At 60.5% G+C, this 13,095-nt stretch carries 10 protein-coding genes; 8 read left to right on the top strand and 2 right to left on the bottom strand.

From position 1 onward, the window contains the following. Positions 1–148 precede the first annotated feature (148 nt). From ACL2XO_RS00855 to ACL2XO_RS00820, 8 genes are all read left to right on the top strand, one after another. Positions 149–1,093 (top strand): ABC transporter permease, encoded by a 945-nt coding sequence (locus ACL2XO_RS00855; protein WP_132924180.1) that lies wholly within the window; start codon positions 149–151, stop codon positions 1,091–1,093. Between the two features lie 2 nt (positions 1,094–1,095). Beyond that, the gene (locus tag ACL2XO_RS00850; RefSeq protein ID WP_413726133.1) at positions 1,096–2,010 is read left to right on the top strand and encodes an ABC transporter permease; all 915 of its coding nucleotides are present in this window, start codon (positions 1,096–1,098) and stop codon (positions 2,008–2,010) included. Next, complete coding sequence (locus ACL2XO_RS00845; protein WP_203524192.1) at positions 2,010–2,978, top strand: ABC transporter ATP-binding protein; 969 nt, start codon at positions 2,010–2,012, stop codon at positions 2,976–2,978. The genes ACL2XO_RS00850 and ACL2XO_RS00845 overlap by 1 nt, the downstream gene beginning before the upstream one ends. Beyond that, positions 2,971–3,963 carry an ABC transporter ATP-binding protein gene (locus tag ACL2XO_RS00840; protein WP_413742009.1) on the top strand — a complete coding sequence of 331 codons (993 nt, stop codon included), beginning with the start codon at positions 2,971–2,973 and terminating at the stop codon, positions 3,961–3,963. The genes ACL2XO_RS00845 and ACL2XO_RS00840 overlap by 8 nt, the downstream gene beginning before the upstream one ends. Positions 3,964–3,992: 29 nt before the next feature. Beyond that, entirely contained in the window at positions 3,993–5,555 is a 1,563-nt protein-coding gene (locus ACL2XO_RS00835; RefSeq protein ID WP_413742008.1) for an ABC transporter substrate-binding protein, read from the top strand. Positions 5,556–5,773: 218 nt separating this feature from the next. Then, a complete protein-coding gene (locus ACL2XO_RS00830; protein WP_413742007.1) occupies positions 5,774–7,042 on the top strand; it encodes an MFS transporter in 1,269 nt (422 codons plus the stop codon). A 25-nt stretch (positions 7,043–7,067) separates the two neighbouring features. Beyond that, on the top strand, positions 7,068–9,062 hold the full coding sequence (locus ACL2XO_RS00825) for a CocE/NonD family hydrolase (protein WP_413726130.1): 1,995 nt from the start codon (positions 7,068–7,070) through the stop codon (positions 9,060–9,062). A 101-nt stretch (positions 9,063–9,163) separates the two neighbouring features. Continuing rightward, complete coding sequence (locus ACL2XO_RS00820) at positions 9,164–10,135, top strand: GlxA family transcriptional regulator (RefSeq protein WP_413742006.1); 972 nt, start codon at positions 9,164–9,166, stop codon at positions 10,133–10,135. Here the strand turns inward: ACL2XO_RS00820 and ACL2XO_RS00815 are convergent, their stop codons facing one another. After that, positions 10,136–10,894 (bottom strand): nitrilase-related carbon-nitrogen hydrolase, encoded by a 759-nt coding sequence (locus tag ACL2XO_RS00815; RefSeq protein WP_413726129.1) that lies wholly within the window; start codon positions 10,892–10,894, stop codon positions 10,136–10,138. Beyond that, a complete protein-coding gene (locus tag ACL2XO_RS00810; protein WP_413742005.1) occupies positions 10,891–12,963 on the bottom strand; it encodes a CocE/NonD family hydrolase in 2,073 nt (690 codons plus the stop codon). The genes ACL2XO_RS00815 and ACL2XO_RS00810 overlap by 4 nt, the downstream gene beginning before the upstream one ends. Between the last annotated feature and the right edge of the window lie 132 nt (positions 12,964–13,095).

The raw sequence follows: 13,095 nt of genomic DNA, 5'->3' as shown, positions 1-13,095 counted from the left end.
GCCGAAGCCGGCGAAATAACCGGTCGGGCCGGCGACGATTTTCCGGTTATCTCCCACCCGAATTGAGTAAAACGTGACGGAAGATCTCTCCGGCGCCGGATGGTGGGCTGTCGTTTCATTGACAAAATTAATTTAACAGGCTGCGCTTATGTTCTTTTACCTGCTTCGCCGGTTAGTTCTGGCGGCGTCAGTGATGCTGGTGGCAATCACGATATTATTCTGTCTGGTGTTTTTAGTGCCCGGGGATCCGGCTTCGGTAGCGTTGGGACCGAGGGCCAGCGAGGCGCAAAAGCAGGCATTGCGTGAACACATGGGGCTTGATCAGCCGGCTATCGTGCAAATCGGACGATTTATCGTCCATGTGGCCGCAGGAGATCTCGGCGAAGATGTCCTGACTCATCGGCCGGTGAATCAGCTTATTGCCCGCGCCTTACCCAATACCCTCATTCTGGCCCTGTCGGCCATTGCCTGGGCCATTATTATCGGCATCCCGCTGGGGTGCTGGGCGGCCTTGCGGCCCAATACCTGGCTCGACCGGCTGATAGGACTGCTGTCCACCAGCGTGATCGCCCTGCCGGCTTTTGTGGTGGCGATTTACGCACTGCTGGTGTTCTCAGTGACATTGAAGTGGTTTCCGGCCATCGGCGCGGGGCAGCAGGGGGATTTGGGCTCGCAGCTACAGGCGCTGGTACTGCCCTCCCTGACGGTGGCATTAAGCTGGATCGGTTATTTGGCCCGGCTGGTGCGGGCCTCGATGCTGGAAGTGCTGAAGGAAAACCATATCCGCACCTTCCGCGCCTTCGGCATCGGCGATCGGTTGATTGCGCTGCGCTATGCCCTGCCCATCGCGGTGGTGCCGGTGGTGTCGGTATTAGGGGTCGGCATTGGTTCGCTGCTCTCCGGCGCGGTGTTGACCGAGATCGTGTTCGCGCGGCCCGGCCTGGGCAAGCTGGCGTACGACTCGGTGATTTCCCGCAATTTTCCGGTGGTGATGGGGACGGTGGTGGTGACCTCCGGATGTTATGTACTGGCCAATCTCATCGCCGACCTGATCAACACTTTTCTGGATCCGCGCGTGCGGCAGGAGCTTTGACCATGGCGCTCATCACCACCACCCCGGCATTGAGTCCCGGCGACATTGCCGCCGCGGGCCGGCCGGACCCGTTTCGCGTGCTGCGGCACGTTTGGTCAGGCCCCATGGGGCGTTTTGCCCTGATTTGCGTGGCGGCAATGCTGTTGTGCGCCATCTTCGCCCCCTGGCTGGCTCCGCACGATCCCATTGCCATCAAAGCGGCCCTGCGTCTTAAAGGGCCGAGCATGGACTACTGGCTGGGCAACGATCAGCTCGGCCGCGATGTGCTGTCGCGCCTGATTTACGGCAGCCGGATCGCTATGACGGTGGCATTCCTGGGCACCGGCGGCGCGCTGCTTATCGGCGCCATGCTGGGACTGCTGGCGGGTTACGGTCCGCGGCAGATAGATACCTTGCTAATGCTGTTCTGCGATTCGCTGATGTCGATACCGATGATTCTGTTCGCCTTGGCGGTAGTGACGCTGGTAGGGTCGAGCGTGAGCACCATCATCATGATTATCATCACTTTTATGGTGCCTGGCTACTTTCGGGTAGTGCGCAGCCAGACCCGCGTTCTCAAACGCATGGAGTATATTGTCGCCGCCCGCGCCATGGGCGCCTCACCCGTCAGCGTGGTTTTTCGCCACTTGGTTCCCAATATGACCGGCACGCTGCTGGTGCTGGTGGCGATGGATATTCCGGCGGTTATCGCCATTGAGTCGGGCCTGAGTTTCCTGGGGCAGGGGGTACAGCCGCCGGACGCCAGCTGGGGTACGGTACTCAACGATGGCTACTCCTTTATCCGCCAGGCGCCCCATATCGTTATTGCCGCCGGCATTCCCATTATCATCGCCACCCTTGGCTTTACCTTTCTCGGCGAGGCGTTACGGGATGCGCTTGATCCCCGCACCGCCAGACAATCCCGGGGGGATAACTGATGGCACTGTTGGAAATGCACAACCTGTCGGTCACCTATGCGTCCGACAAGGGTCCGCTAAAGGCCGTTCGCCAGATTTCCCTGCAGGTGGAAAAAGGCGAAGTGCTGGGTCTGGTGGGGGAGAGCGGTTCGGGTAAATCAACCTTGGTGGGAGCCATGCTCACGCTGTTGCCCGCCAATGCCCAGGCTTCCGGGCAGCTGCTTTACCACGGACAAGACCTCCTTGCGCTGCCTGAATCCGCCAAGCGCCGCCTGCGGGGCAACGGTATCGCCACCGTGTCCCAGGATCCCTTCACCGCTCTCAATCCGGTGATCACCATCGGCAAGCAGCTGGTGGCGTTCCAGCACCATAAGCCGGGTTCGAAGGCAGATAAGCTGAATCATGCGGTGAAAATGCTCGAACGTGTAGGGATTTCAGACCCTCAGGGGAGGCTGAAGCAATATCCCCATGAACTCAGCGGCGGTATTCGCCAGCGTATCGCCATCGCGGCGGCGCTGTTAACCGAACCGGAGCTGCTGATTGCCGACGAACCCACTACCGCATTGGACGCCACCACCGAGATGCAGGTGGTGGAAGTGCTTAAGGCCAGCCGCCAGTTGGTGGACGGCGCCATTATCTTTGTGACTCACGATTTGCATTTGGTGAGCGCTCTTTGCGACAAAGTGGCGGTGATGTACGCCGGAGAGATCGTCGAAGCCGGTCCCATCGGCGAGATTTTCGGCTCTCCCGCCCATCCTTATACCCGTGCGTTATTGGCCTGCGATCCGGAGCGAATTGAAGTGGCCACCCGCGAACTGCCGTTTATCGCCGGTTCGGTGCCGATGCCGAGCGTCCACCGCGTCGGTTGTCCGTTCCAGCCCCGCTGCAGCCTGGCGTTCGCGCCGTGCGGCAGCGAGACGCCGCCGGAAACCCTGCTGGGGGAAAAGGGCCGGACGGTGCGCTGCCATAAGGTGAATGCCGATGCTTGAAATTCAGGATTTAGTGGTTCGCTACAAGACCGGCAATCTGTTGAGCCGTCTGATGCCCGGCGCCGTCGGGCATGTGGATGTGCTGGCCGGCGTCAGTCTGCATGTGCCGCCGGGCAAGACCGTCGGTCTTATCGGCGAGAGCGGCAGCGGCAAAACCACGCTGGGGCGAGCCGTGATTGGCCTGACCCCGGTAACCAAGGGCAGTATCCAGGTTAACGGCCGGGAACCGCTGGATGCCAGTGATTTGTCCTGGCGGACTATCCGCCGGGAAACCGGGCTGATATTCCAGGACCCGATGGCCGCCCTCGATCCGCGCATGACGGTGGAATATCTGGTCACCGAACCTTTTGCGGTTAACGGCCGCGAATATAAACGCCGCGGCGCGGCGGCGGCACTGCTCGAACTGGTGGGCCTGCCATCGCTGTTTCTGGACCGCTATCCCCATCAACTTTCGGGCGGCCAGGCGCGGCGGGTGGCGGTAGCCAGGGCTCTTGCCCTGCGGCCCAAGCTTATCATCGCCGATGAGCCCACGGCGGGCCTGGATCTTTCGGTTCAGGGCGAGTTGCTTAACCTGCTGACCTCGCTACAGCGGGAACTGGGCATGAGTTATCTGATTATTACCCATAATCTGGCCATTACCCGCCATGTCACGGACCGAATTGCCATTATGTATCTGGGACGAATTGTGGAAACCGGGCCCACCGAGGCCATTTTCCGCGCGCCGGCGCATCCCTATACCCGGGCGCTGCTCAACGCTAAAAGCAAGCATAACCCCCCGGGCGCCGGCGTGTTGCAGGGGGATGTGCCCACCTTATCCCGCCGGCCCGCCGGCTGCGAGTTTCACACCCGTTGTCCCCTGGCGACGGAACGTTGCCGAAGCGAAGCGCCGGCGCCGCGGCAGCTTACCGCGGAGCATCAGGTGACTTGTCATACCCCGTTAATCCCAAACCAACCCCAAATGGCCCGGCCAAGCCGCATCATTTAAAAGGAGATGCATCCATGAAAGGCCCCTCGATGAACAGACGTGAGCTTATTAAAACCATGGCGATCCTTGCCGCCGGGGTATCCGGTTCGCTGGCGCTTGGCGGACGGACGGTGGCTTTTGCCGCCGATAACAAAAATAAAATCCTGCGCGTGCAAAACGATCAGGATATCACCAACCTCGATCCGGCCAATCGCAGCGGCTGGTACGATGAAATGGTCATGTTTGCCGTCTATTCCGGCTTATGCCAGTACAAGGCCGGCACAGAATGGGGATGGCAGCTGGATGCGGCAGAGGTATTGGAACAGGTGGACCCGCTGACGGTGCATTTCAAGCTCAAACCGGGCATCAAGTGGACCGGTGATTTTGGCGAAATGACCGCGGAAGACGTGAAGTACTCCTTTGAACGGTTCATCGATCCCAAACTGGCGGCGATTTATGCCACCGACTGGGAGGCCCTCGATCATGTGGAGATCAAGGGCACCTACGAGGGACTCATTCATTTGAAACATCCCTTCGCGCCGCTGTTCACCAGTACCTTGCCCCATGCCTCCGGCCTGATTATCTGTAAAAAGGCCGTGGAAGCGGCGAAGGATAAAAAAATCGCCACCGATCCCTTGGCGTCATCCGGGCCTTATCGCATCGGCGAGTGGCAACCCAGGGAGCGGCTGACCCTGGTGCGTAACGAGAACTGGAGTGGACCGCACTGTTTTTACGACCAGATTCAACTGGTGCCCATCGGCGATCTGAATACCGCCGAAATCGCCTTTGAAGCGGGGGATCTGGACATGACCAAAATCAATATCAGCGCCATACCCAAATACCAGCAGGGAGTGGCCGGCACCACCCTGACGGTGCGACCGGCGCTGGCCTATACCTGGCTCGGCATGAACGTTGATCATCCGCTGCTTAAGGATATCCGGGTCCGTCGCGCGATCCAGCAAGCCATTGACGTGCCCTCCATTCTGGACGCAGCTTTCGGCGGGGCGGTAAAACCGGCTTTCGGTCTGGTGCCGCCGCCGCTGCCCGGCGCCCGGAGTAAAAATATCTATCCCTACTCAACGGACGCCGCCAAACGCCTGCTTAAGGAAGCCGGCGTATCCAAGCTGCAGCTGCGGCTGGACTTGACCACCTCCACCGACGGCGGCACCGTCGCCCAGGTCATTCAGGCGCAATTGGCGGAAGTGGGTATTCAATTGCAAATCAATCAAATGGACAGCGCGGCCTTTGTGGCGGCCGGGCAGGAATCCGAAGGCACCGCCTGGAAGGACTCGCAGCTGCGGATGACCACCTTTACCACCGCGCCGGATGCCAGCTGGGTTACCGCCTGGTTCACCTGCAAGCAGGTGGGTATCTGGAATACCCAAAGAACCTGCGACAAGGACTGGGACAAACTGAGCGACGATGCCGCCAATGAACTGGACCAGGGCAAACGGGCCGCCATGTATGTCAAGCTGCAGGATCAACTGGAGGAAACCGGCGCCTATGTCTTTCTCTACCACGGCAGTAACGCCTGGGTGACGCCCAACACCATCAAAGGCGCCTGGACTCCTGACGGCCAGTGGCCCTTGTTCCGGGAAATAAAAGCAGTGTGATAAAAGCAGAGAAATACGAAGCGCGAGATGAAAATGCGTGCGGGAAAAAGTTCATGACTGAACGGCTTGCATAAAACGTTCGGACGTGAAATTTCCCGCGCGTTCGAACGCGACAGAGTTTTCACCCTCACGGCCCGGAGACGGTGCGGGCCTTCAACAAAAAAAGATCAATAAGCCGGTGGCGCTGTTTTCGCCCCTGTCTTAACGTGGGAGCTTCCTTGAGTACTGCCCGTCTTCCCCTCGCGCCTAAAAAGAGCCTACGGTCCGCCGGCAGCGCTTTAAGGCACCCTAATTACCGTCGGTTTTTCGGCGGTCAGCTGTTATCGGTAATCGGTAACTGGATTCACACCATTGCCCTGGGCTGGCTTATCTGGCGTCTCGGGGTCGCGTCGCCGGTAATGCTGGGCCTGTTGGCCTTTTGCAGCCAGGGTCCCATTTTAATATTCGGGTTATTCACCGGCGTCATCGTCGATCGCTGCGATCGGCGCAAATTGGTGTTGGCCACGCAAATCGGCCTGACGGTGCTGGTCTCAATGCTGGCGATACTCACCTTGAATCATTGGATAACCGCCAGGATAGCCATTTTCATCGCCCTCGGACTGGGTCTTATCAGCGCCTTCGATTTGCCGGGCCGGCAATCACTGGTGGTGGATCTGGTGGAATATAACGATTTAGGCAACGCCCTGGCGCTTAACTCGGTGATATTCAACGGCGCCCGGCTTATCGGCCCCGCCCTGGGCGGCCTGCTGGTGGATAAGCTGGGGGAGGGCTGGTGTTTCGCCTTTATTGCCCTCTCTTATGTGCCGCTGATTCTCTTTCTGGCAGGGATGCGTATTCCCCAGCGTCCCCCCACCGTTCGGACCGGCGGTCTGCTGGCGGAAATGGCCGAAGGACTGCGCTTTCTGCGCCATGACGCCGATGCCCTGCGCATTTTGCTGCTGGTGGGATTGTGCAGCCTCACCAGCGTGCCCTATTTCTCGTTCCTGCCGATGCTGGCCGATCGGGTATTAAAAGGCGGCCCGGCCGGATCGGGCATTCTGATGAGCATTACCGGCATCGGCGCGCTGGTGGCCGCGCTGCGCCTGGCTTACAGCAGCAGTATTGAACCCATGCGCCCCTGGCCGCTATGGGCCGCACTGATGCTGGGGATTGCGCAAATATGCCTTGGCCTGTCCCACCTGTTTTGGCTGAGCGCGCTGATTGCCGCGCCTATCGGTTACGCCATCCTGACCCAGAACCTCACCTCGAACTCGCTGCTGCAACACCAGGTTCCCGACGGCCTGCGGGGCAGGCTGATGTCGTTTTATTCCATGATGTTAATCGGCACGGTGCCCATAGGCGCCATTATCTGCGGCGGCGTGGCGGAGATCATGGGACTGCCGCTGACCATGATTGTCGGCGGCCTGCTGTGCCTGGCGGGCGCTGCCGCCATTGCCGCCTGGGAACGCTTCGGAACCCGGCGCCGGTTATCGCCGCCTCATTCTTAACTATTTATCGCCAGGAGGACCGACCATGTCGGACACCATAGACAATACTCTCACTGTACCGGCTTTTCGTCAGATAACCGTCCCCCTTTCGGATGGTACCCAACTCACGGCCAGGCTGTGGCTGCCTAATGGGCCGGGGCGGGTGCCGTTGGTGCTGGAATGGATTCCTTATCGCCAGTCGGATAATACCGCGGTGGGGGATTCGATGATCCACGGTTATTTCGCCGCCCACGGCATTGCCGCCATGCGCATCGATTTACGCGGCAGCGGTAATTCGGGGGGCCTGCTGCGGGACGAATACCTGTCACAGGAGCAAGACGACGCGGTGGAAGTGATTGCCTGGATTGCCGGGCAAAGCTGGAGCAACGGCAACGTCGGCATGATCGGCATCTCCTGGGGCGGGTTCGCGGCCCTGCAAATCGCCGCCCGGCGCCCGCCGGCCCTGAAGGCGATTATCACCTGCTGTTCCACCGACGATCGCTACACGGACGACGTGCATTTTATGGGTGGGGCGCTGCTCACCGACGGTCTGCAATGGGGCAGCGGTTTATTTACCCAGCTGGGACGCCCCCTTGATCCAGCCTATGTAGGCGACGGCTGGCGCGAGCAATGGCTGGCGCGTCTGGAGGGCATGGAACCGCCGCTGGCCCACTGGCTGGCGCATATGGAACGTGACGACTACTGGCGGCACGGGTCGATAAATGAAAATTATCGCGACATTCAGTGCGCCGTGTACGCGGTGGGGGGCTGGACAGACGGTTATTCCGACGCCATATTACGGTTGATGGAGCACCTTGACGTGCCGCGCAAGGGTCTTATCGGTCCCTGGACCCATATCTACCCCAATTGGGGCACTCCCGGTCCGGCAATTGATTTTCTCGGAGAATGCCTGCGATTTTGGCGGCATTGGCTGCTTGGCGAACAAACCGGCATCATGGATGAACCGATGCTGCATCTATGGCAGGGGGAACAGCTGCGTCCCGACCCGTCATCGCTGACGCTGGACGGCCACTGGATCACCGCGTCCCAATGGCCGGCCACCACAAATCATCATGACTTTTATCTTGGGGACGGCCTGTTGACTGATGCACCCGCCGCCGCGGCGCCGTTGCTCATTGATACCCCGGCGCACTGCGGCGCCATGGGCGGCGAGTGGTGTCCCCTTGATGGCGGCGGCAATGCGCCTGAATTCCAAGGGGATCAGCGCGCCGATGATGGTTTGTCGGTGTGTTTCGATGCGCCGGTACTGGAAGCCCCGCTTATTTTGTGCGGCAAGGCGGAGTTGACGGTGGATATCGCCTTTGAAACGCCGTCGGCCATGCTGGTTCTGCGGCTGAACGAGGTGGATGTCCACGGCCGTTCGGCGCGGGTGACCTTTGGCATACACCGGCTGAGCCGGCCGGACGTCCCCGCCGGCCAGACTTTTCCTGTGGTATTGCCTCTTAAAGGCGTTGTCTACCGGTTTTCCGCCGGCAGCCGGATCCGGCTGGCGCTCTCCACGGCATATTGGCCCATGGCCTGGGCCGAACCAGGGCAGGGGCCGGTTCAGATACTCCCCGCCACCGGCCGGTTCCGGCTGCCGCTGCGAACCGAAAGCCTGCCGGATAAGCCTGATGCTTTTGGCCCCCCCCGCTCAGCGCCGGCGCTGGATCATGAGGTCATGGCTCCGGAAGTCACCGCCCGCCGGCTCAGTTGGGATGCCGGCAGCAATACCCACCGGCTGACAATGGATGCCCGGCGGCAGAAAACCCGCATCGGCGAATTGAGTTTTGATAGCGAAGGCCATGAGGCATATGAGATCGGCGCCACCGCGGAAACCGCCCGCTGGCAGGCCGAACGCCGACAGCGCTACCAGCGCCCCGGCTGGCATATCGAACTGCGCAGCGAAAGCCGCCTGGCATGGCAAAACGGCGGCCTGGTATTGAACTCAAGCTATAGCGCCTGGGAAAACGATCGGGAGATTTTCCAGCGGCAATGGGAACATCGCTTTCCGGCGAGAATCAAGACAATTGGCGGTTAATACCTAAGCAATGCCCAATAGCTTTCACGCTGCGGCTTGAAAGATGACGGCTATAGGGTATTGTTTACCGGTGATATTATAGATTGAAGTGATTTGAACCTATGCCTCTTGTCGAACCCCTCGTGTTCACTTTTTTACTTGGCCATGACTTTTCCATGATGAGTCTGGCCTCGGCCATTGAGCCGTTGCGTTCCTATAATCGGCTGTATGAAAAACAGGCCTTCAATTGGCACTTGGCCAGCTTGAACGGAGAGCCGGTGGTGGCCGCCAACGGCATTCCTTTCCCCACCCGGTCCATCGATGACGTCATGCCCGGCTCTCATTATCTTTTTATCTGCGGCGGCGAGCGGGTGGTGGCGCCCAAGTATGAACGCGGCTACCAAAAGGCCATGCGGCAGGCCGCCCGTGCCGGGATCATTATCGGTTCGCTTTCCACCGGAACCTTTTTGCTGGCCAAATGCGGGCTGCTTAAAGGGTATCGCTGCACCATCCATTGGGAAAGCCGTTCGGCGTTTAAGGAAGTCTATCCGGATATCCAATGTACCCATAAAATTTTTGAAATCGATCGCGGAAGACTCACCTGCTCCGGCGGGACGGCGGCCATGGATATGATGCTTAATCTCATTGCCGAACGCTACGGCGATGAACATGCCGCCTCCATCGCCAATCAGTTTCATCATGAACGGATTCGCAGCGCTGAAGACGATCAGCGGGGCGGGCGTCCCGCCGGCGCGGCGATGCCCGCCCCTCTTGGCGCCGCTATCGCCGTTATGCAGGCGCATATAGAAGATCCCATCTCGTTGCCGGAGGTTGCCAAGCGGGCCGGCGTCGGTAAGCGCCAGCTCGAGCGGCTGTTCGCACACTATTTCGATAAAACGCCGCAGCGCTTTTATCTGGAGCTGCGCCTTGAGCAGGCGCGGGAGATGCTGATTTATTCCGACCAGTCGATTATCGAAATCGCGGTTTCGGCAGGGTTCGGCTCCACATCGCACTTCGCCGGCTGGTTTCGCCGCACCTTCGGTGTTTTGCCATCGGCCATGCGCCGCGTCAGACAGAAAAAAAATCTCTCATAATCAATACAGATCCGTGCGGCGCTCCGCCAGGTAGGCATGGCCCAGGCGCCACTGCTCAAGGGCCGTCAGGCTGATTTCTCCCATGAGCAGCGCCGCTCCGCTGCCCGGCAGCGACGCGACGATACCGCCGTCGGGTCCCACAATCCGGCTTTGTCCGATGCAGCCGCTGTCGCCGCGGTTGGCGAACGCGACAAAACAGCCGTTTTCATAGGCGCGGGTCGGCACCACATGGCGTGGCACCACATCATAACCGGGAGTGGTGGCGCTAAGGCACAACAGGCAATCCATTCCCTTAAGGGCCAATGCCCGGACCGACTCGGGGAAATCAAGGTCATAGCAAATCAGCAGGCCGAAGCGCAGTCCCCCCAGGGCAAAGCTGGCAAAGCTTTCACCGGTCTGGAACAGCGCCGTCTCATAACCGGACCAGAGATGGATTTTGCGGTAATCGGCCCGCACCCGGCCCTGGCCGTCAATCACCTGTAAAGAGTTATACAGTCCGGCGGGGTCGCGTTCCGCGTAGCCGAATACCAGCGCCTGCTCTTTTTCCGCGGCCAATTGCGCCAGCTTCCCCAGCACCGGCCCCTCTCTTTCCAGCGCCAGACTGCGGACCCGATGGGGATCGTCATAACCGCACAACGCCAACTCCGGCAGCATAATCATGTCGGCGTCCGGCAACGCGTCCATGGATTCGCGAACCCAATCCACTATTTCACTCTCCCTTGCGGGAGTGCCCGTTATTTGGGCAATGCCGATATTCATGTTGCGTCTCCCTTGGGAGCGATGTCGCTGAAAAAAGGATAATAATCGTCCCAGCGACGATGAAAGATACGGCTGTCGCCGTCAAAGGCTTCCAGGCTGGATACCAGGCGCCATCCGCCGTCATCGGCGGTCAGCAGGCTGCTGACCTCCAGCCTGGCGTGCCACTCGCCGCGGTGAAAACCGGCGCTGCGCACCGCCCTGGAGCTGGCGGCGCAGGGGTCCAGGGCGTTGACTTTATAGGTTTCACGGCCCAAGGCGTCCAGCCGCAGCCCGGTTTCTTCCAGGTATATCGCTCCCAGATTGCGCACAACCTCCAGGGTGGTATCGCCGTCGTTCATATCCCGGATCAGGCGCAGCCGTCCCCGTTGCGGCGGCACGATGATACGGGAAGGCAGGGCGGGGGGAACCGGCGGCCTGCCGAGACAAGGGGGCGGGGTTGAGGCAATCCCGCTGTCGCGAACCGGCAGTTCAAGGGTGCCGCTATGCAATGTCAAGGTCGTGCGGACCGGCAGCGGCGCCGCCAGCGGCCAGTAAGCGGTGGATACCGCCACCCGCAGACGATAGCCGGCGGGCAGAATAAACGCCGCGGCATTAAGCGTTAACGCCACATCATAGCGCTCCCCCGCCGTCAGCGGTTCGCGCCGATCATGGCCGTTACGCTGGGTGAGATTGAGCAGGCCATAAGTGATACGCAGCGAGGTGCCGTCCGGCGCCACGGCGTTCAGCCGCACGGCAATCATTCCCTGGCTGCTGTCGGACGACAGGCCGAGTCTTATCACCGGACGGCCGGTAATTTGCAACGGCGCCGTGAATACCGGGCTGTCAAAACAGGCGGAGCCGGCATCATCCTCCCGCTGATCCCCCGGCATATCCGGCCCGTTGCCATAAGGACACCATTCCCCGGAAACGATGCCGGTGGCGGCAGGGGAACAAATGGACTGGGTAAAGGGAACCAATCCCTCGTGGCGGGGCTCTCCCCGGCGGACAATCGCGGCGCCGCCATCCTCGGCGCCGTCATCCAGCCAAGACGTCTCCAGCCGTCCGTCCGGAGACAGCGCCCACCGCTGGGGCGCAATGGCCGGTGCGGGCCAATGCTGTTCGGCGGCCCAGCGACCGCGGCGTTCGGTATAACTGACCCGCGGCGGTTCCGCCTCCTGCAGCCAGTAGGTCAGCATCGGCTCATCCATAATGCCGGTGGGCTCATTCTTCAGCCAGTGATCAAACCAGCGCGTCACGTAGCGGATGAAATCAATGCGCGGGCCCGGCGTGGCGACATGAGGAAAGGCATGGCCCCAAGGACCGATAAGCCCTTTGCGCGGTCCCGGCAGGTTTTCCAGCAGACGCAGCACGGTATTGGTATAACCGTCGGCCCAGCCGCCCACCGCCAGCACCGGCACCTCGATACGGGAGTAGTCTTCGCATACCGAGCCGCTGCGCCAGTAATCATCACGGGTGGGATGCGCCATCCAGCGGCTCGCCGGGGGCAGCTCCATGGCGTTCAGCCGTTGGAGCCACATTGATTTCCACTTGTCGCCGACGATGTCCGGATCCGGCGGGGTCGGCGTCCAGGTAAACAGCGTGGAGCCATATTGCAGATTATCGTTAAGCAGCACCCCGCCCATGTAATGCATATCGTCGGCATAACGATCGTCGGTAGAGCAGGCGGTGACGATGGCTTTCAAGGCCGGGGGACGCAACGCGGCGATTTGCAGAGAGTTGAATCCGCTCCAGGAGATGCCAATCATGCCCACCGCCCCCGAACACCAGGGCTGTTGGGCAATCCAGGCGATGACTTCGCACGCGTCGGCCCACTCACGGGGAGTGTATTCGTCGTTCATCAGGCCGTCGGAATCCCCCGCGCCGCGCATATCCACCCGCACGGCCGCATAACCGCTTTCCGCCAGGCCGGGATGGAGAATGGCATCATCGCCGCGATGCCTGTCCCGCCGGCGATAGGGCAGGTATTCTAGTATCGCCGGCACCGGCCGGGGACCGTCCGGCAGCCAGATCCGCGCCGCGAGCTTGCAGCCATCCTGCAAGGTAATCCAGACTGTTTCAAGTATCTGCATCAAGGTATCCGCATAATAGGTGTTCTAACAGTGAAAAATGCCCGCTGCATCATCTTTGCATAGCGCCGTTCCGGGGCCATCAACATTGCGACCGATTTGGCGTCAAATACGACATCAGGCAGCGGACCGACA

Origin of the sequence: Sodalis sp. RH15, assembly GCF_047324255.1 — a bacterium.
Taxonomy (GTDB): Bacteria; Pseudomonadota; Gammaproteobacteria; order Enterobacterales; family Enterobacteriaceae; genus Acerihabitans; species Acerihabitans ligni.
The sequence above is the reverse complement of the archived record's forward strand: the minus strand, read 5'-3'. Positions and strand labels throughout refer to the sequence as shown.